Annotated in this window: 14 protein-coding genes; 8 read left to right on the top strand and 6 right to left on the bottom strand. The window is 43.0% G+C overall.

Features of this window, described 5'->3' with window-relative positions; translation table 11 throughout:
• Positions 1-702 precede the first annotated feature (702 nt).
• The 4 genes from F0475_RS04770 (at position 703) to F0475_RS04755 (ending at position 7,274) form a co-directional block, all read left to right on the top strand.
• On the top strand, positions 703-3,126 hold the full coding sequence (locus F0475_RS04770; protein WP_199879781.1) for a TonB-dependent receptor: 2,424 nt from the start codon (positions 703-705) through the stop codon (positions 3,124-3,126).
• Positions 3,127-3,141: 15 nt separating this feature from the next.
• On the top strand, positions 3,142-4,593 hold the full coding sequence (locus tag F0475_RS04765; RefSeq protein ID WP_155715700.1) for a hypothetical protein: 1,452 nt from the start codon (positions 3,142-3,144) through the stop codon (positions 4,591-4,593).
• 21 nt (positions 4,594-4,614) lie between these two features.
• Positions 4,615-6,021: a hypothetical protein gene (locus tag F0475_RS04760; RefSeq protein WP_155715699.1), complete on the top strand. Its 1,407-nt coding sequence runs from the start codon at positions 4,615-4,617 to the stop codon at positions 6,019-6,021.
• Positions 6,022-6,215: 194 nt separating this feature from the next.
• Positions 6,216-7,274 (top strand): DUF4876 domain-containing protein, encoded by a 1,059-nt coding sequence (locus tag F0475_RS04755; protein ID WP_155715698.1) that lies wholly within the window; start codon positions 6,216-6,218, stop codon positions 7,272-7,274.
• A 123-nt stretch (positions 7,275-7,397) separates the two neighbouring features.
• Here the strand turns inward: F0475_RS04755 and F0475_RS04750 are convergent, their stop codons facing one another.
• Complete coding sequence (locus F0475_RS04750; protein ID WP_009435381.1) at positions 7,398-7,736, bottom strand: MerR family transcriptional regulator; 339 nt, start codon at positions 7,734-7,736, stop codon at positions 7,398-7,400.
• A gap of 177 nt (positions 7,737-7,913) precedes the next feature.
• On the opposite strand from F0475_RS04750, the gene alaS reads away from it, so the two are divergent.
• Positions 7,914-10,580 carry an alanine--tRNA ligase gene (gene alaS / locus F0475_RS04745; protein WP_155715697.1) on the top strand — a complete coding sequence of 889 codons (2,667 nt, stop codon included), beginning with the start codon at positions 7,914-7,916 and terminating at the stop codon, positions 10,578-10,580.
• A gap of 140 nt (positions 10,581-10,720) precedes the next feature.
• Here the strand turns inward: alaS and F0475_RS04740 are convergent, their stop codons facing one another.
• Entirely contained in the window at positions 10,721-11,179 is a 459-nt protein-coding gene (locus F0475_RS04740; RefSeq protein ID WP_155715696.1) for an HU family DNA-binding protein, read from the bottom strand.
• Between the two features lie 730 nt (positions 11,180-11,909).
• On the opposite strand from F0475_RS04740, the gene F0475_RS04735 reads away from it, so the two are divergent.
• From F0475_RS04735 to recA, 3 genes are all read left to right on the top strand, one after another.
• Positions 11,910-12,530 carry a DUF6621 family protein gene (locus tag F0475_RS04735; protein ID WP_155715695.1) on the top strand — a complete coding sequence of 207 codons (621 nt, stop codon included), beginning with the start codon at positions 11,910-11,912 and terminating at the stop codon, positions 12,528-12,530.
• A gap of 12 nt (positions 12,531-12,542) precedes the next feature.
• Positions 12,543-13,781, top strand: coding sequence for a saccharopine dehydrogenase family protein (locus tag F0475_RS04730; RefSeq protein ID WP_155715694.1), 1,239 nt, complete (start codon positions 12,543-12,545; stop codon positions 13,779-13,781).
• Positions 13,782-13,985: 204 nt separating this feature from the next.
• A complete protein-coding gene (gene recA, locus F0475_RS04725; protein WP_009435396.1) occupies positions 13,986-14,990 on the top strand; it encodes a recombinase RecA in 1,005 nt (334 codons plus the stop codon).
• A 75-nt stretch (positions 14,991-15,065) separates the two neighbouring features.
• On the opposite strand, the gene F0475_RS04720 is transcribed toward recA, so the two are convergent.
• The 4 genes from F0475_RS04720 to F0475_RS04705 form a co-directional block, all read right to left on the bottom strand.
• Entirely contained in the window at positions 15,066-15,821 is a 756-nt protein-coding gene (locus F0475_RS04720) for a copper homeostasis protein CutC (RefSeq protein WP_155715693.1), read from the bottom strand.
• Between the two features lie 129 nt (positions 15,822-15,950).
• Positions 15,951-18,548, bottom strand: coding sequence for a transglutaminase-like domain-containing protein (locus F0475_RS04715; RefSeq protein ID WP_155715692.1), 2,598 nt, complete (start codon positions 18,546-18,548; stop codon positions 15,951-15,953).
• 477 nt (positions 18,549-19,025) lie between these two features.
• Entirely contained in the window at positions 19,026-19,388 is a 363-nt protein-coding gene (locus F0475_RS04710) for a GntR family transcriptional regulator (protein ID WP_009435364.1), read from the bottom strand.
• Positions 19,389-19,416: 28 nt separating this feature from the next.
• Complete coding sequence (locus F0475_RS04705) at positions 19,417-20,223, bottom strand: hypothetical protein (RefSeq protein ID WP_155715691.1); 807 nt, start codon at positions 20,221-20,223, stop codon at positions 19,417-19,419.
• Positions 20,224-20,225: the final 2 nt, after the last annotated feature.

The raw sequence follows: 20,225 nt of genomic DNA, 5'->3' as shown, positions 1-20,225 counted from the left end.
CATTGTGGGGTAAGGGGATATTGTAGGCAGAAGTGGGTGCTTCAAGTTCAAATTATCTGCAAATTCAGTAATGAGAGGACGTGTAAACGCAATAAGAACCTTCAAGGGCTTAGTTGCGGATTTGAGGTTTTATAGGTAAGAAGGTTTCCTGAAGTCACCATATAGCTTCCTTGTATGGAAGAAGTGACTAATGTCTACAAGTAAAGGAGAGGCTTTCTTCGTTTTGAAGAAAGCCTCTCTTCATTGCATAGAAATGCCTTCCTTCTATGAAGAAGGGCGTTTCTTTCTTTTCTCCTCATTATCATGTCTCACGTAACTCAATATGTTATAATACGAAAGACACGAACTTCTCCACCCTAAAATCCTATATCAAACATACCATAAAATAGTGCTTCGTAGTCGAAATAACCATGTTCTTACCCAAAAATAAGTAATATGTAAATCGCTAAAAGTAAGTATTGCAGTAATAAATAAATATCTATACCTTTGCAAACGATTAAGGTGTTGTATAGAATAAAGCACTGAATAAGGCTTCATCTACAAACAAACATCTACGAATCTGCGGACCTGTAGGCAATAGCCAATAGATCTCTAAACTTAATTTATGAACTGAGTAGCATATTAAAAGATACTCATTTCTCCTGCAAAGAGTGGGAGAATTGCATAAACTTAAGTGATAAACTACTCACAATCTGATAATATATGATTAAATTAAAGATGAACTTTGGAAGGCATGTTAGATTATTGTCATCTACAATCCTAATGTCTTCTTTGTTACTTTTCTCGCCTCCACTCTTAGCCTCGATAACGGCGCATGGGAGGGAACATGTTGGTGATGATGATAAGAATGAAGGTTCTTCAATCACCTTTTCCGTAGTTGCTGAACAATCTCAAGAGCCCCTCGTTGGTGCTGTGATACATTGCGAAGGCTTGGCAACTCCTGTTGTCACGGATATTAATGGTCGTTGTGTGGCTAAGTTCAAACATCCTGTAACTCGCATAAAGGTTTCGGTCTCTTATTTAGGTTACAAGAACTTGTCACGCTTGATAGTTGTTCCAGCAGACGGACAAGTGGTCTTGACGATGAAAGACGACTCTAAGCAGTTGGATAATGTGACGATTACAGCCTTGAAAGGACATACCACTGTCTTGCAACAATCGGCATCAATTAGTCAAGAGGCATTAGAGAAAGGCGGTGCAACTTCACTAGCCAAACTACTTGAGACAGTGCCTGGCGTGAGTTCAATTAGCACGGGAAACACGATTGCCAAACCTGTTATTCAAGGTATGCACAGTAGTCGAATCTTATTGATGAACAATGGAGTTCGACTCGAAAGTCAGAGCTGGGGAGCCGATCATGCACCCGAGTTAGACTATACGGGATCGAGTATGGTTGAGGTAGTCAAGGGTGCCGAGTGCATTCGTTATGGCTTTGGTGCGATGGGCGGAGTTGTTCTCTTGAATGATGCTCCACTACCTTATGGAAACAAGAAGACCATGGTGAGCGGTAATGTCAATATGGGATATGACACCAATGCAAGGGGCTTTAGCGGTTCAGGTAGTATAGAAGCTGGACGCAAGAACATCGGTCTGCGCCTACATGGAATGTACACAAAAGGCGGTGATTATCGCACTGCCGACTATGTCTTAAACAATACTGGTTATAACACAATAAGCCTCTCTGCGCTTGCAGGATATCAAGGGAGAAAGGTGACAGCGACGCTCTTCTCGAGTATTTATTACCAACGAAGTGGAATCTATTATGCTAGTAAGATATCCGATTTGAACCAACTCATCAAACGCTTCGAGTATGGTCGTCCAGATCCAGAGACCGTTAAGCCCTTCTCATATAGCATTAAGCCGCCCTTCCAGCAGTCACAACATGTAACGCTGAAAGGCGAATTGAAGTGGGATATTAACGCTTATCACCGTCTCGACTTCACCCTTTCTTTCCAAGAGAACTTGCGTCAGGAGTTTGAAAACAGGAAGAAGGCGCAATGGAGTTGGATACCTGTTCAGGACTTGATATTGAAGACTTATAAGTTTGATGTGCTCTGGCATGCTAAGTGGAAACGATGGAACATGACCACAGATGCAGGCTTATCTAATACCTATCAAACGAACTTCAACTATCCAGGGACTAAGCAACCAGCCTTCGTTCCGAACTTCGCTGCCCTCTCAATGGGTGGTTACTTCTTGCATAAGGCAGAGTTCGGTCGATTGCAATGTGCCTTGGGTATGCGTTATGACTTCCGTGTGATGTCGGTGAATGGATATAGTAGTTTGAGTAATTACACTTACTATGATGACTTCAAGCTGTATAGTAACTTCACCATGAGTTTAGCGTCTCATTACCAGTTGACAGACCTTTGGGACATTCGAGCTAACATTGGTTGGTCATGGAGACCACCTGATATTAACGAGTTATATGCCATTGGCTTGCAGGATGGTTCTTACTGGGTAGTGGGCAATAAGAATCTTGCCAGTGAGCGAGGATACAAACTCGTGGTAGGTACAAGATACCGCAATACGTGGTTGTCAGTAGAGCCGAGCTTCTTCTTACAGCGCATTAATAGCTACATCTATGACCACATTGGAGAAGGCAAAGACCGCTTCCATAATCATCCGAGTGGTAAGTATCCTAAGTTCATCTACGATCAGGACGATGTGAAACTATATGGTGGTGATATCGAGGCAACGCTTAAACCTTTGCAAGGACTCACCTTTGTGGGTAAAGGCGAATGGATGTTCGCACGCAATCTAACGCATAACGATTGGTTACCTTTTATGCCTTCCGATCGTTACGGACTATCATCTACCTACGAGCGAGGACTTACGAAGGATGATAAATATCATGGTTCGTTGTCGTTATCGGGTATTTATGTGACAAAGCAAACCCGCTTTGACCCAGATAAGGATTTAGTTCCTGACTCGCCACCTGCTTACTTCCTTTTGAATGGTACAGCCGAGTTGCGTATCAAACTACAGCAACGAAGAGAATTGAAGTTTATGCTTGTGGGTGAAAACATCCTTAACGCATTATATAAGGAGTACACTGATCGGTTCCGTTACTACGCCCATGAGCGTGGAGCCAACTTCTCCTTACGTACATTGTTTAAGTTCTAATCAATCGAAAAGTATATGAAACGAAATAGAAACATACTATCGCTACTTGCCATAATGCTAATGGGACTCCTGTTCGGGAGTTGTTCCAACGATCAAGTAGACGACTTCTTCAAGAAGATAGTACAGGCTCCGCCCTCATCAATAGAGCGTGATGTGAAGGGGCATGAACAGATTTATGCTGTCCACGCCATCCTTAGAATGGGGTATAAAGGGGGCATGATTGGTGTCGGACCAGATGGTAATGACTCGCTCACAGCCTATAACACCTATCATGTGGTTAGTCCGGAAACAATGTTACCCATTATGCAGGAGATTGATATCACACGTGATGATGATGGGCAGATGACCATTACTACCGAGCGTAATTGCTTTGATGTAATAGCGTCAGACAATATCTATTACGGTCTAGAACTCAAGTATTATGACCGCAACGGAATGCTTATCAATCATCAATTCTCGGGCTATCCTTTCACGAAAGATAAGGAAGGTTACAGCATACCAGACGAGGATAACGCCACCTTACTGGTGCATCAACACTTCTTTGGAGTAGGTAACTCGTCATTGGATCAAGAGGTATCTACGGGTACAGGAAACGCTGAACGCAAGAAAGGAATACAGTTGGCTTATCCACGTTCGTTGGCGGATTCGCCCACGTATTACGACCGATACACCTTTAGGGAGAAAGCTGGTGCAGCGGAGATGGCTAGTAAGTTCTCTACGTCGAACATCTTTGCTCCAGAGAACTTCCAGCTCGGTAAGAATGAAGTGGGCTATCAGACAGACCTCGCTTGGAAGGCTATTGAACTATCAGGTAAGCCTGATGCCTTGAAGCCTCATACCTTTGATGGGAAGAATTATAGGCTCTACAAGACAATAGACCAGACCCTTCTGAACAAGATAACACCGGAACTCTTCACTTATGAATATCGTGACACCGACCCTGTGGAGGAGGAGCTTGGCAAGCTATTCACCGAAGTTTATAACGATGACTTCATCGATCCCGATACCGAATCGCCCCGACAACGCTACGGACACACCGTGGGGCTGTTACGACAGAAGCGCAGTCTGGATGTTGGATCGGACTTAGACAGGCTCGGTTTTAAGGGCGTTATGCAGTTCCATCGGGCTAATGTTGCATTCCAATTACAGGTTCGCATTTGTCATATCTTGAATAAGGGACAACAGCACACAGGCGAGTCTGAGAAGCCAGCGAAGTATTGCAACACGAACAATAGTGAGGGTGCTTTCCTTTGGGCATTCAATGAGATACAGCCAGGATGGGATAGTTTCGATATTGATTATCCCTTGTCAGTGCGCATTATCGCTGATGTGAAGGATGGCGAAGAGAAGTGTTATGAAGACGTGAAGCGTTTCTATTCAGGTGTAGAGAAGGCGCAGCTGTGGCGGATGTTGACCCATCCACAGGATTACTTCACGCAATATAGACAGAACATAGTATTGATGTAAAAGAAGAAAGGACTAATAGTAATGAAAAAGATAATCAAGAGTATTCTCCTGCTCGTTGCTGTTCTAGGCTTGTGTACGTCATGTGACGACTTCGTCTTTGGCAATGTGCATGTTGATTATAATGATAATCCACTAGCGGCGAAAGGCGTTGCGCACAGTGGTGCCGACCGTTATGTTGATAGCTTATCGAAGGTGAAAGTATCGGGCGAAATGGCTAATCCTGATGCAGATGGAGCCTTTAAGGATTGGGCTACATGCCTTGCCATGTTCAAGGAAGGTCACTCGCATGGTGATGGCATGATGCACGGCAACTTTGTTTATCAGAATGCTCCATGGAAGCAAGAGGAGTTTGTGCTCATACATAACAATGCGGGCAAGTGGCCAACGATAGAGGTTCAACGGAAGAGTACGGTGACCTATCTCGAACAGAACGATGGGAAGCAAGGTCCTGACTATATTCGTATCATTGGCGGAAAGCTGAAGCGATGGGGATTGTGCCTCTATTTCTTCAATAAGGAGGGCAAGCTCATGAATGACGAGATACTCAATCACTCGGATGAATATCAGATATTCTTCACCGTGAGTGAGGTGGATGACAAGGGAAACCCGTATGAAGTGATGGATTGCCGAGGTACGTGGAAGCCTAAGAGGGATAAGTTTGGCGACTGGAAGAAGGGCGGAACGATAGATACTACCCCTGTGCCTTCACCGCTCTTTGCCAATACCTCGACATGGAAAGAGCGTGCGGCTCTGACGCCAAAGATATTCGAATATACCTATCGTGATACGTGGATTCAAGACGCAATGGCTGATGGTGCACGTGAGTTATTCAATCAGCGACTGCTACCTCCACTCACTCGTGAGGATGCCGATTGGGCTGTTGCACCTTATGATCAGGATAGAGTAGGACTCAAGGGGCACTTCAATTTCGATATAGATGCCGATGAGAACGATGCTTTACATCAAGAGTGGCCGTTAGAGATAATCCGTAGGCAGGACCCCGCAACAGGTGAGGCTGGGCGATATACTCGTCCGTCTTATCTCCTTCCGAAGTTCTATCTGTCGGTGCGCGTGATGAAGTGTCCGAAGGGCAAGAAGGCGCTCATTCCTAAAGAGGAGTATCTCAACCGCCATTCCACCTATGTGTTCCGTAGCCCATTCATCTGTTCGGAGGCTTATAACCCTGATGAACCGAAGGAATACGGGGCTGATTCTGAATGGAAGGAACTATTCCGCTTCAACATACCTATTAAGGTCTTTTGCAGTAGCTTCGATACTGATCCAACGACAATCGACCCTAACGACCCGTTGTACTTCTATATGGGGCATGAAATAGGACTCGCCTCGGCGGATGCGATGGAGGCTGCTCAGAATGTGCAAACACATGGTATTGGAGGTGGAGCTGGCTTTGGTAACTGGTTCTTATAATAAGAGGTTGAATCGGAGGAAATACTATGCGCCAATCGTCCCAGCCTATGAGACTCACAGTTTCAATACATGAAACGCAGGGTTTCAGTATATGGAACGCACCGTTTCAATACATGGAACGCTAAGTACCATTCGCTGGTAATGTTGCAAACAATATATTTAAAGAGTATAAACAGATAAGATAATTGAGTGAGATGATACATAAGAAGATAATAACCTACCTGCTGTTGAGCCTGATACTCACATGTTTCGGCAGCTGTACACGTAATGAAATGCCGGTGAAACAGTCTACTTCTAAGACGAAGTTAGACCATCTGATCATAAAAGAAGTGTTTTACGTTGGGCATTACTGGTATCGTGATGTCAGGGCATGGGGTATGAAGAATCAGAATCAAATGTATAATGATGACCAATACATCGCTATCTTTAATCCGACCAATGAGGTGAAGTATTTGGACGGACTGGCGTTGTGTGTCAATGCCATCGACCCTAGTAGGGCGATTCAGTTTGCTCCGAAAGACGACTTTGTCAATCGTTATTATGGTGCATCGGGCATATCTTATTTCCCTGGTAAGGGTGCGGATTATCCCGTAAAGCCTGGTCAGACCATCATTGTGGCTAAGTATGCGATTGACCATAAGGCGCAGTTTGAGTCAGAACTGGAAGGTGAGGACTTGAGTATGTATGGTGGGCTGGATGACTTCCTGGACTTGAGTAAAGCCGACTTTGAATGGACAAACATCAACTATGACCCCGGACAGAAGAACAATCCGAACGTACCTGATATGTGTGCTATCCTCACATCTACCGACGCCAGCGGTAATATCGGATCTTCTTATGACTTCTCTCGTGTGTCTGAAAGCAACGGTATAGCCTTGATAAAACTCCCTTGGACACCAGAGGAATTCAAGAAGAACTATGCCGAAACAAAGGATAGCAAAGGTTATCTGCATTATATCACCGTCACCAGTAGTGCTCACGGCGATTTCTATGCGATAGAGGTTCCGTTTGAGAGCGTCATTGATTGTATAACGATTTGTCCTCGTCGTATGTTCCAAATGCGCCCCAGCAAGCTCGACCGTGGTTATAATGCCGTGACAGATGTGTCTTTCTCAAGTATGAAGAAGGGCGATTACCCCATTTATTCTGGTCTTTCATTGCAAAGGAAGTGGGATGGAAAGAAGTATGTAGACGATAATAATACCACAGCCGACTTTGAAGTGAAGCGTGCCTCATTGTCGAGGAAGAAGTAAGAGAGCGTTCACATAGTTGGGTTACAAACGTCATAGGGACAGACGAAATCGTCTGTCCCTATGCTGTATATGAGTATTTCTTTCAGAACGAATAAGGACTATGCCTTTCAGGTATGGCTGACTTTACACCAAGCCATCGAGTTGTTTCTTCAAGTCCTTCAGTTGGTCGCGAACAGAGAAGAGCGTTTCCATAACCTTCTGACTCTTTTCAACACCATTGCGGTTCTCTTGTAACATCTTGCGGGCAGCTGCAATCTTGAAACCACGCACCTTCACAAGGTTGTAGATAACCTTTATTTGTTCGATATCTTTCTCTGTATATTGGCGCACACGGTTGCCTGTTGTCTTAGGACGAAGGTGTGGAAACTCAGTCTCCCAATATCTCAGCAGACTCTCCGAAACGTTTATTTGTTGCGCTACTTCCTTTATTGAATAATACAATTTATGCGGATTCTCTGCCATATCTCGTTTCTTTTAATTCAGTTGTTTATGTGGTTATGCTGATGAAACACCTTTACACTCCCACGATGGTAAATAAGATTTTGTGTATTCAGCAGCTTAATTGCTTGCAAAAATACGCAAAAGTCAGTATCTTTGCAACACTTTTAGGTAGAAAATTGAATTAAATATATAATAAAGATGATGACAGCAAATGAAATCCGCGACTCCTATTTGAAGTTCTTTGAGTCGAAGGGACATGTTATCGTACCGTCTGCCCCAATGGTTATCAAGGACGACCCTACGCTGATGTTTACGAATGCTGGTATGAACCAGTGGAAAGATATTATCCTTGGAACAAAGGAACCAGAACCACGCCGACGTACTGACTCACAGAAGTGTTTGCGTGTTAGTGGTAAGCATAACGACTTGGAAGAAGTGGGGCGTGATGCTGCTCTCAGTCACCATACTATGTTTGAGATGTTGGGTAACTGGAGCTTTGGCGATTACTTCAAGGAAGGTGCTATTGATTACGCTTATGAATATCTTGTAGATGTATTGCATCTTGATCCAAAGGACCTTTATGTAACGGTTTTTGAAGGTGATAAGGCAGAAGGTATCTCACGTGATGATGAGGCTGCAAACTACTGGGAGAAGCATTTCCCAAAGAACCATATCGTCAATGGTAATAAGCATGATAACTTCTGGGAAATGGGTGACACAGGTCCTTGCGGTCCTTGTTCGGAGATTCATATCGACTTCCGTTCAGAGGAAGAGAAAGCTAAGGTGCCTGGAGAGGAACTTGTCAATAAGGATCACCCACAGGTAATTGAGATATGGAACATCGTCTTCATGCAGTTCAATCGTAAAGCTGATGGTAGCCTTGAGCCATTGAAGATGCACGTTATTGATACGGGTATGGGCTTCGAGCGTTTGGTTCGCTTGATGCAAGGAAAGAACTCTAACTATGATACCGATATCTTCACACCAGTAATAGAAGAGATCGAACGCCTCTCTGGTAAGAAGTATAACCACACTTTCCCAGAAGGTCCTAATGGTGAAGGTATCAACGACGAGCAGAAGGTAGACATCGCCATGCGTGTTGTTGCCGATCACTTGCGTGCCGTTGCATTCTCTATTGCCGATGGTCAGTTGCCAAGCAATGCAAAGGCTGGTTATGTTATCCGCCGTATCCTTCGTCGTGCTGTGCGTTATGCTTACACTTTCCTTGATCAGAAGGAGGCTTTCATGTATAAGCTAATCAATGTTTTGGTACATGAGATGGGCGTTGCTTATCCTGAACTTACAGCACAACGTGAACTGATTGGTCGGGTGATGAAGGAAGAGGAAGATTCTTTCTTGCGCACATTGGATAAGGGTATCACATTGCTCAATGGTGCAATGGATGAATTGAAGGCACATGGCAAGACCGAGCTTGATGGTAAGGAGGCCTTCCGCTTGTTTGATACATACGGTTTCCCACTCGACTTGACCGAACTTATCTGCGGTGAGAATGGTTATACCGTTGATGAGAAGCAATTCAATGAAGAGATGGAACAGCAGAAGGCACGTGCTCGCAATGCTGCTGTTGTTGAGAATGGTGACTGGGAGATTGTACGTGAAGGCGAACAGGAATTCGTTGGTTACGATTATACAGAGTACGAATGTCATATTCTCCGTTATCGTAAGGTGACACAGAAGAAGAATAGTTTCTATGAGATTGTACTCGATTATACCCCATTCTATGGTGAGATGGGTGGACAGGTAGGCGATCAAGGTGTGCTTGTCAACGAGGATGAGACGATCAATGTCATTGATACCAAGCGTGAGAACAACCAGAGCATCCATATTGTTAAGGAATTGCCAAAGGATGTTGAGGCAGATTTCATGGCATGTATTGATACAGATAAGCGTGATGCGTCGGCAGCTAATCATACTGCAACCCACTTGCTTGATTATGCTTTGAAGCAAGTTCTTGGTGAGCATGCCGAGCAGAAAGGTTCTTACGTAAGTCCTGACACGCTCCGTTTCGATGTTTCTCACTTCCAGAAGATAACCGATGAGGAACTTCGTCAAGTAGAGAAACTTGTCAACGAGATGATTCGTAAGGATTATCCTCTTGACGAGCATCGTGATACACCAATGGAGGAAGCAAAGGAAATGGGTGCAGTAGCTCTCTTTGGTGAGAAATATGGCGACAAGGTTCGTGTTGTACGCTTCGGTCCAAGTTGCGAGTTCTGTGGTGGTATTCATGCTAAGTCTACGGGTCGCATCGGTTTCTTTAAGATTGTAGGCGAAAGTAGCGTTGCTGCTGGCGTTCGTCGTATTGAAGCAATGACTGGCGAAACTTGCGAGAATGCAATCTATGCACTTGAAGATACCTTGCGCGACTTGAAGGCAATGTTCAACAATGCTAAGGATCTTAAGGCAGTTCTCACCAAGTTCGTTGAAGAGAATGATGCAATGAAGAAGGAAGTTGAGCGTTTCCGTGCGCAAGCAGTTGACCGTGCAGCGAAATCATTGGTAGAACGTGCAGAAACAGTGAATGGTGTACATGTTGTTAAGGCAGTGCTCCCAGTAGATCCTGCTTCTGCTAAGGATATTGTCTTCAAGGTTCGTGAAGCATTACCAGAGAATCTCGTTTGCGTATTAGGTTCCGTACATGAGAATCGTCCACAGCTTTCAATCATGCTCAGTGATGATATGGTGAAAGAGCACGACTTAAATGCAGGAAAAGTAATTCGTGAAGCAGCCAAACTCATTAAGGGTGGCGGTGGCGGTCAGCCACATTATGCACAAGCAGGTGGTAAAGATACCGATGGTATCAGTGCTGCTGTTGAAAAGGTAATAGAGTTATTGAATATCTAAAGCCTATTGCTTCAAGATAAGTCAAGTAAAAATAATAATCCCATTAGCTTTATTGCGAGATAAGCTAATGGGATTTTTAATGAAAACTCCCCCTCTCCAACCGAAGTGGAGAGGGGGAGTAATCTTTTAGTTCGTGGGAATTAACCAACAGTAGTTGGTCCAGAAGGTTCAGAGTCCTTAGTCGTTTTCTTTTTCTTCGTACCCTTTCTCTCCTGCTTAGCCACACGGAAGAACTCAACATCCTTTAGTTGGCGGAAATCGGCAGTAGGAGTAAAGATGATTTGGGTTCGCGAAATACATTCTGCAGGTTTGAAATCCTCTTCTTTGCTCACGGCTTTGGATGTAAAGGTAGGTCGGAATGTTCCTAACGGACCACCATCCACGATGAAACCATGAGAGCAAAGTTGATTTAGCACCTTACGGAGTCGATAGAAAACAGCTGCGACATCAGCTTGTCCTACTGTTGAATCGTCCGCCATGCGCTCGCAAAGCTCGTCAAATGAAATACGATGTTTTTGGCAAACAGCACTTGCCACGAAAACTTCCTCGCCCTTTTTGGGGCCAACGCTCATTGTGCGTTTGTTCAGTGAATAGTTCATACTCTTTTTTTATTGTTTAAGTTTGTAGACCAATAGGGTCGTGTTTTTCCGTACTCTTCACGGTGTTATCCTCCTATAGTCTGCAACAAAGATAAACATTATATTTGAAGATTGCAAATATAATCACAGATTTTTTTGAATTAATTTTACGTTTTCTTTTCGATATATTGGTTAAAAAAAATGATAGAACTTTTTTAGTAAAACGATAGAACTTTTTCATAAAAACGATACTACTTTTTTCTCAAAACGATAGTACTTTTTCTGTGAAACGATAGTACTTTTTTTTGAGTAGTTTTGATGTTTGGTTATAACACTAATAATCAATGTTTTATAATCTTACTAAGGAGTGGGTTGTTTGTAGGATGTTTTGCAGGATTTATTAGTTTGTGATTTTGTATTTAATTTTACAATTTATAATTCTCTTATGTCATTTTCTTGTATTCGTGAGAAGGTTTTTGTTATGCAGGAATATAATCTCTTTTAATTTTATAGGATGAAAATTAAATCATGGTATTGTAAAAGCTCTGAGAATGATTACGCTTATTATCCTATTGATATTGTTGTATGTGACATTGTGTTCTGCCCATTTTATTAAGATGTCTATGTGGATTCCTTTTTTGTTAGTACTTTTAGCTGTGGGGCTCTTTTTGTTTGTTACGCAGAGAATGTAAAGATAACAAAGTCATACTATTATTTTGCATTTCGCTTGATTTAGTGTATCTTTGTGGCTATGAATACACAAGAAGCACAGAATATTAAGTGGAGTGAAAACATCATCATTGTTGATGGTGATTATATTGATCATGTGGCTTTTGATATTATTGTAAACTTTGAGCGCATGTTAGATCGTCGTATTCCTGCTGCTGATTTTAGTCAGTGGGCGGTAGATGTTGCGCTTGATGGTAGGTTGAAACCAGGGGCTCATGAGACACAAGTGATTCTTTTGCATGATAAAAAGAATCAGAAACTAGAGAATTTTGCTCCTTCCGATTATGATAAGGAACTCAATGGTCAGGCTTTTATGGACGAGCGTTTCGGTGAGTTTATTATAAATAGTATTGCTTGCGGTGATGAAAATACTGCGAAAGATGCTGTTTTGCTTGATCTTCTCAAGACGCTTTGTATTCATGAAGAGGTAAAACGGATTATGATTGTTCCGAATGCTGAGGAGGATTCGCTGCTTCGCTCTATTAGAAATACATTAAATGATGTGGATGATGAGTTAAAGCATATCACATTATTTGCAATGCAACCTTTAGAAGGTGGCAACTTCAAGCAAGCGATATTGGGTTATTCGATACTAAACGCAATGGGGATCTCCTCCCCAGAAATTGAAAGTAAGATAAAATAATAATAAGATAATATGGGAAAAGTATTAATGATAGGTGCAGGTGGCGTTGCTACTGTAGCTGCTTTTAAGATTGTCCAGAATCAGGACGTGTTTACTGAATTTATGATTGCTAGCCGTCGCAAGGAAAAATGTGATGAGTTAGTTAAGGCAATTCATGATAAAGGTTATAAAGCTGATATCAAGACAGCACAGGTTGATGCAGATGATGTTGAGCAATTGAAAGCATTGTTTAATGATTTTAAGCCAGAGCTGGTTATTAATTTAGCTTTGCCATATCAAGATTTGACAATCATGGATGCTTGTTTGGCTTGCGGTTGTAATTATTTGGATACAGCTAATTACGAACCAAAGGACGAGGCACACTTCGAATATAGTTGGCAATGGGCTTATAAGGATAAGTTCGAGAAGGCTGGACTGACAGCTATCCTTGGTTGTGGTTTCGATCCAGGAGTATCACAGGCATATACGGCGTATGCTGCTAAACATCATTTTGACGAAATTCATTATCTTGATATCGTTGATTGTAATGCGGGTAATCATCACAAGGCATTTGCAACGAACTTCAATCCAGAAATTAATATCCGTGAGATAACTCAGAAGGGTCTTTATTATGAGAATGGTAAATGGATTGAGACAGAACCATTGGCTGTGCATCAAGATTTAACCTATCCAAATATTGGTCCACGTGATTCTTATCTCATGCACCATGAGGAATTGGAATCATTGGTAAAGAACTATCCAACAATTAAGCGTGCTCGTTTCTGGATGACATTCGGTAAGCAATATCTTACTTATTTGGACTGTATTCAGAATCTTGGTATGAGTCGTATCGATGAGATAGAATATGAAGCACCATTAGCTGATGGCTCTGGTAAGACAGCTAAGGTGAAGATAGTTCCTTTGCAGTTCTTGAAAGCAGTTCTGCCTAATCCACAAGATCTAGGAGAGAATTATGATGGTGAGACTTCGATAGGTTGTCGTATCCGTGGAGTTAAGGATGGAAAGGAGCAAACCTATTACATTTATAATAATTGTAAGCACCAAGATGCCTATAACGAAACGGGAATGCAAGGTGTCAGCTATACCACGGGTGTACCTGCGATGGCTGGTGCAATGATGTTCTTCAAGGGACTGTGGCGCAAACCAGGTGTATGGAACGTTGAAGACTTTGATCCAGATCCATTCTTGGAGGTACTCAATAAGCAAGGCTTGCCTTGGCATGAAGTATTTGGAAAGGATTTGGAGTTATAAACCCACCCCTTTCCCCTCCCCAAGGGAGGGGGGACTGAATAGTTCTGTTGCGAGGTTTTGAGTATAGATCGGTAGGTAAAGCAGAACTAAGTGGATTATTTAATGTGAAATCAATAAACAAATAGTAAACTTTATCCCTCCTAACTAATCGAACTCCCTCACTTGGGGAGGGTTGAGGTGGGGCTTAAATATTATAAAATAACTATGTCAGAATCAAACGAGGGAAAACTAAAGGCATTGCAAGCCGCAATGTCCAAGATAGAGAAAGACTTTGGTAAAGGTTCTATCATGCGAATGGGTGATGAACAGATAGAGAATGTTGATGTTATACCAACAGGAAGTGTGGCTCTTGATACAGCATTGGGCGTTGGTGGCTATCCTCGTGGGCGTATTATCGAGATTTACGGACCAGAGTCTTCTGGTAAGACGACGCTTGCTATCCATGCAATAGCCGAAGCACAGAAGCAAGGGGGCATAGCTGCTTTCATTGATGCAGAGCACGCTTTCGATCGTTTCTATGCTGAGAAGCTCGGTGTGGATGTAGATAATCTTTGGATATCACAGCCTGATAATGGTGAACAAGCATTAGAGATAGCAGATCAATTGATACGTTCTTCTGCTATAGATATTCTCGTTGTCGACTCTGTTGCAGCCCTTACTCCTAAGAAAGAGATCGAAGGAGATATGGGCGACTCGGCTGTTGGTTTGCAAGCACGATTGATGAGTCAGGCATTGCGTAAGCTCACTTCTACTATCTCAAAGACCAACACTTGCTGTATATTCATCAATCAGTTGCGTGAGAAGATAGGTGTGATGTTTGGTAACCCAGAGACCACTACGGGTGGTAACGCATTGAAGTTCTATAGTTCCGTACGCCTTGATATCCGCCGTGTTACTAGTATCAAGAATGGTGATCAGGTAATTGGTAACCAGGTTCGTGTTAAGATTGTTAAGAATAAGGTGGCTCCTCCTTTCCGTAAGGCAGAGTTTGAAATCACCTTTGGTGAGGGTATCTCAAAGATCGGTGAGATAGTTGACTTGGGCGTTCAATACAATATTATTCAAAAGAGTGGTAGCTGGTTTAGTTATAACGGAACCAAACTTGCACAAGGACGTGACGCCACTAAGACGATGTTGAAGGATAATCCTGAGCTTGCAGAAGAGATAGAAGGACTAATAAAGCAGGCTATTGTTGACCAGGCACAATAATCTTCTACATATATAAAAGAGGCTTAATCCAAATGGGATTAAGCCTCTTTTTTGTTTTAGAAGTATCTTCTTTACTTACTTTCTTAGTAAACTTTCAATCGTATTTCGTACCCTCCTTTCGGTAGTCTGCATGATGATGTTCTCATCAACTCCTTTGCTCCCCATATAGATGGAAGGGTTGGAATAAAGCATATCGCTGCGTTTCTCCCCACGAGCAGAGAAGTGAAAGGCACGTACCTGTGTCTCTTCTTGAATCTTAAAGATATTCTTTTCCGTTACTCCACATCCTGCCATGATAATGATTCTATCCTTTGCAAGTGTATTCAAACGTCTTAGTAAAGGAATACCTAACTCTGCCGTGGGTTGCTGACCAGACGTGAGAATACGATGAAAGCCCATTGCGATAATCTCTTCTAAGGCTTTCTCGGGATCTCGACAACAATCGAAAGCACGATGAAAGGTGACATTCATTCCTTTAGCATGCTCCATCAATAATTGGTTGGCATGCTTGTCAATATCGCCATTAGCCGTCAGACAACCAAAGACAACGCCATCCACACCGAGTTGTCTACACAAGTCTATATCCATTGCCATGCGTTCCAACTCTGCTTCAGAGTATAGGAAGTCGCCTCCGCGATTGCGAATTATCACGTGCAAGCGTGTTTCTTTCAATACATCTCGTGCCATCTTTATCTCCCCATAAGAAGGAGTTGTACCGCCTTCGGGTATTCCCATGCAGAGTTCCACACGATTGGCACCACCTCGTTGAGCCTCTATACAACTCTCAACACTATTGGCGCAGACTTCAAATTCATAGTTTTCTTTCATCATATTATAGAGGAGTTAAGGGAGTGAAAGGAGTGAAAGGGAGTTAAGACAAATGTTCCGTTAATTGGAGTTATTGGACTTTTACATCTCAATACTTATATCCTTCTATCGTCAAACGCCCTTTCCTCAATTCTAAAGTTTATTACTTACCTTCACAATCTGGTCTCCCAACCCGATGGTGTAACCCTGTGATAGGAATACAACTCGGTTGAAGGTGTCAGCGATGATGAATACTGGTAGCTGACTCGTATTGTGCAGTTTCATCTCTTTGGCAATCTCCTTGAGAATCTCCCCACTCTTATCTATACCGTAGATTACCTTCTCTGGCAGTTGACCTAACTCACTCTTCTGTGCATCGAACTTCTCTTTTGCTTCCTCACTTGTGAAGAGCAATACCATTGGACGCCCCCATTTATCCAGCTTCTCCTTTACTTTTGCGATGTCATGGAGGGCATGGTTCGTTGGTTCTTGCCCTACACCGAGTATGCCGAGGACGTAATAACCGCGTCCCGTCTGGCTTAGTAAGGACACATTATGCCCCTCCTTCTCAAAGAGATCTTCGCTATTAAAGCTGCCAATCACCTTTATTCCCTCCGTTTCCTGACGCATGATGAGGTTGATTCGAGTTGTTGTTCCTGGCTTGATAGTGAAGAATCGGTTATGAGCCATCACACTTCCGTCTGCCATGCGTTGCCCTGTAACGAGCAAGTAAGTGCCCTCGTCCAGTGTTGCTCCATCCTTGAACGCATTTGCCCAGGTGGCTCCATAGGTAGAACCATCGGCTGACTCATCGAAATTCATCAGTAAGGTCTGCCCATTCACAATCTTACTAATCGTGAAGTGGGTATAATATTTCGGGTCATCTAAGAACTCCGTTGGCTTATAGTCAAGCACCAACTTCCCCGTCTTAGCTACTTGTTGTTGCGTCGTTTCAAAGTCGACATCAACCCACTGACCATCTTTCTTGTATTGAACCTTCCCTGTTACGCCATCTTGTTGAGCCTCAATACCAAGGCTTCGAGCCACATCCACAAAGAAAATATTCCTACTTCTCTCGTCTGCCACACGACTTTCCCACGTACTGATAGGCGTTTGTGGGATTCTCATGGCGTGCTTATCAGGATTCAATTTGATGTTTGTTCTCACCCAATTCACCAATAGTGCAGGATTCTCTTTAAACCTCTTAGCATCATTACTAAACGCTTTCTCAAAGAAAACCTTAAATGGTTTGAGGATCATTTCACTCTCTACACGAGGGCATAACTCGTCACTCTTTGCTGCCATCTGGTCTTCCAATATCTCCATTGGCATATCTCGAAGATCCTTATAACTAAGTGATTCCAACAGATCAATAGCCCGTTTCTCATCTGCCGAGTGCTTCTCAACAAATTCTTTGATGGTTCTCCAGTTACCACGTGACCTTATTATATAAGGTATAGCGGCCTTAATCGGATAATCTTTCAAGCTCTCCTCTGATGGGAATGTCGCTATGTAAGCATTGCGTTTAGCATCTTCTTCCGTTAATCTACGCTCGTTCTCCTTGCGTTGTGCATCTGTTACAGGAGGCAGAATAGCTTTCTCTACAGGTGGGATAATATCCATATCCTGCTCTTTCCCCGCCTTTTTATCATCATAAGAGAGTCTTATAACAACCTTCTTGTCCTTTCCAAACGATACTTTAGCATATCCGTAATGTCCGTTCTTAGACGCCCATACAAGCATATCACCCCTTCCTGCAGATAGAAACGTTTGTCCTTTCTTATCGGTGTATTTGGTAACTGCAGTGTAATATTCGGCATAGTTGTATATTTTAAAGTCCACTTTCGCATCCTGTACGGGCTTCCCTTTAGCATCAAGAACGCTGAAATCAATCCTACCAGTGCTCCCGTAGTTATCAATCAGATTGATTTCTGTGAAGTTATTTGTGCGTAGCATAACCTCTTCTGGACCTTCATAATCGCCAAAGGCACGTGTGTGCATGAGCATAGCACGCGATGCCGGTGCATTAAACCATGCCAAATTCAATACAGGTTCAGGCTCACAAGCCCCCAAGAAGTACCACTTTCCGTCTGCCCAAGCCTCTACCCACGCATGGTTATCATCGGTATGTGCCCATCGAGGAGTATATACTTGGCGAGCCGGAATACCAATGGCTCTCAAGGCACTCACCGTGTAAGTACTCTCTTCCCCACATCGTCCTCGTCCTGTCCGCATTGATTGCAGTGGTGAAGAAGTGCGTGCGTCCGAAGGTTCATAAGTAACATGTTCATGGCACCAGTGGTTCACTTCCAATATTGCCTGTTGCATAGAAAGCCCTTTAACACGCCCCTTCAGTTCTTGAAAGAATATAGCGCGAGAGCTGTCAAGAGGCTCGTTGTTCACACGCATCGGTAGAACGAAATGCCTAAAGAGAAGCTCTGGAACCTTCTTTCCCCATGCCATCTCTTTTCTCGTTTTGAGGGCAGTTCGCACATTACGTAAGTGGTAAGCTGTGGTGTAATCAGTCGCATCTGCAATCGGCATATAGGCATAAAGAAAGCGCAAGGCTTCCTCTTCCTCCATGGTTGGCGATAGCCCTTTTGTATCATAGAACTTCGATCCAATCAACTTCATTTTGGCGTCGAAAGCATTGTTCACCTTCTGTCTGAATGCTGCATCGGAGATAAAGTGTTGTGCATAGACTGTCATTCCCATGAGGCAGAGACACAAGCTTAGTAGGATTTTCTTCATAGATTTATTCTTTAGTTAATAAGCTGTTGGTAAATTACAGTTGATACTATTTTCGCTTGCAATATTCGTAAAAAAAATCAATATATGCAAGTCTTATCGCATAAAAAATACGAATCCTTTCTGTCGTGCAGTTGGTTAGGTCTGTAAGAGTTCCTTTCTTCTTCTTGTCTCGCTAAGCCTCTCCAAAGAATAGGGGTGCCACCTAAGGGAATGTTACTAATATGTGTTAGTGGATAAAGGGGGCGTTTCTTCGCTATGAAAAGAGCCTCTCTTTGCATGAAAGAAACGCCCTTTTCAAATTGAGAAGAGCCTCTCTTTGTTTTTTATCAATGTGTACTATGTTTCTTGTAAGGGCTTAGAAAGTATTAAGGGAGTAGAAAGAATGAATCCAAGTAAACTTATATCTTATGGCTAAACTACACACTTGTTTTCATTCTTTCGGCTCCCTTAATAGTTTAAAGGATGGAAGGGCAGCGTTTAAGACTGCGCCTTCGATTTATATTCCTGCACCACTTCTTCCATTGTGATACCCAAGAGCTGCATCTCACGGAACAATGACGGAAGGGTTTGCTGACAAAAGGTTTTACGTCGTGCAAGCATGATTTGCTCCCTTGCACCAGCCGAAACGAAATAGCCCATACCGCGTTTGTTATAGATAATCTGCTCTCTTGCCAATAGTTCGTAAGCCTTAACCGCCGTATTGGTGTTCACTTGCAAGGTGACAGCATACTCCCTTACAGATGGGATTCGGTCGTCGGCTTTATAGGTTTTGGCTATGATTTCATCGCAAAGGCGGTCTGCCATCTGCTCGTATATAGCCTTATTATTTTCGAAAGTCATAATCTTTTATCCTCTCATTAATACTTTGTTATATGTTAATCCACCGATTGTTGATAACCTGCAAGCGTGTGTATAACTTGTAAGCAGCCCAATACATTAATATAGTGAGTGCCAAACAGATGATGTTCCCAGTAATATCTCCGAAGAAGTCATTCGGTATTGAGAGTTGATAGTCGGTGTGAGCAAGTAGCATAAAACCGATACCTGCCATTAAACCAGCTACTATCATGAGAATCAAAACGAGGCTTATGATGGTCTTCAACCATGCTGTTTTGCGGAAGAACATACCCCCTAATATGGTGAAAGCATTGGTGAGAAGGATTGCTTCTAACTGTACCCAAAGAGGGGAAAGGGAGCTTGTCGTTTGGAGAAAGTCTATTGCTATTGTAGTCATCGAAGCCCTTGCACCATGATTAACCAGCATGGAAACAATTTGTTGTAACACGTCAGCTGTTAGGAAAGCAGCCACAACTATGAGGGGGAAGACGATGGACACGAGTACTACACGTGCCACGAACTTCTCTACATTGGTAGCTGGTAGCATCATCTCACTTATGCGTGACTGACGCGACTTGAGGTCGTTTATAACAAAGGTACCCATGATGAAGAATGCAGCCGGTAGTATCGTAAGGGCGAAATCAACGCTTCCCATGAGATCTATTTGTATCTGTTCTGTACTGCTTGCCTGCCATGTGAAGATGTTACAAACACGTAAGATCATATAGATGAAGCAGGCAATGAGGAACCCAAGGAATAGGTTAATTATTTTGCGACGGCGCACGAGAACGAGTCGAGCGAGTACTCTTCCGAATCGGTTAATATCGAACTTTTTCATAA

The sequence above is a fragment of the Prevotella vespertina genome (assembly GCF_009728485.1).
Classification (GTDB): Bacteria; Bacteroidota; Bacteroidia; order Bacteroidales; family Bacteroidaceae; genus Prevotella; species Prevotella vespertina.
This window is presented reverse-complemented; position numbering and strand designations above follow the sequence as displayed.

What these genes read in the sequence shown, in the direction of transcription:
- F0475_RS04770 (WP_199879781.1), top strand. Translation starts at nt 703, where the DNA reads ATGATTAAATTAAAGATGAACTTTGGAAGGCATGTTAGATTATTGTCA.
- F0475_RS04765 (WP_155715700.1), top strand. Translation starts at nt 3,142, where the DNA reads ATGAAACGAAATAGAAACATACTATCGCTACTTGCCATAATGCTAATG.
- F0475_RS04760 (WP_155715699.1), top strand. Translation starts at nt 4,615, where the DNA reads ATGAAAAAGATAATCAAGAGTATTCTCCTGCTCGTTGCTGTTCTAGGC.
- F0475_RS04755 (WP_155715698.1), top strand. Translation starts at nt 6,216, where the DNA reads ATGATACATAAGAAGATAATAACCTACCTGCTGTTGAGCCTGATACTC.
- F0475_RS04750 (WP_009435381.1), bottom strand. Translation starts at nt 7,736, where the DNA reads ATGGCAGAGAATCCGCATAAATTGTATTATTCAATAAAGGAAGTAGCG.
- alaS (WP_155715697.1), top strand. Translation starts at nt 7,914, where the DNA reads ATGATGACAGCAAATGAAATCCGCGACTCCTATTTGAAGTTCTTTGAG.
- F0475_RS04740 (WP_155715696.1), bottom strand. Translation starts at nt 11,179, where the DNA reads ATGAACTATTCACTGAACAAACGCACAATGAGCGTTGGCCCCAAAAAG.
- F0475_RS04735 (WP_155715695.1), top strand. Translation starts at nt 11,910, where the DNA reads ATGAATACACAAGAAGCACAGAATATTAAGTGGAGTGAAAACATCATC.
- F0475_RS04730 (WP_155715694.1), top strand. Translation starts at nt 12,543, where the DNA reads ATGGGAAAAGTATTAATGATAGGTGCAGGTGGCGTTGCTACTGTAGCT.
- recA (WP_009435396.1), top strand. Translation starts at nt 13,986, where the DNA reads ATGTCAGAATCAAACGAGGGAAAACTAAAGGCATTGCAAGCCGCAATG.
- F0475_RS04720 (WP_155715693.1), bottom strand. Translation starts at nt 15,821, where the DNA reads ATGATGAAAGAAAACTATGAATTTGAAGTCTGCGCCAATAGTGTTGAG.
- F0475_RS04715 (WP_155715692.1), bottom strand. Translation starts at nt 18,548, where the DNA reads ATGAAGAAAATCCTACTAAGCTTGTGTCTCTGCCTCATGGGAATGACA.
- F0475_RS04710 (WP_009435364.1), bottom strand. Translation starts at nt 19,388, where the DNA reads ATGACTTTCGAAAATAATAAGGCTATATACGAGCAGATGGCAGACCGC.
- F0475_RS04705 (WP_155715691.1), bottom strand. Translation starts at nt 20,223, where the DNA reads ATGAAAAAGTTCGATATTAACCGATTCGGAAGAGTACTCGCTCGACTC.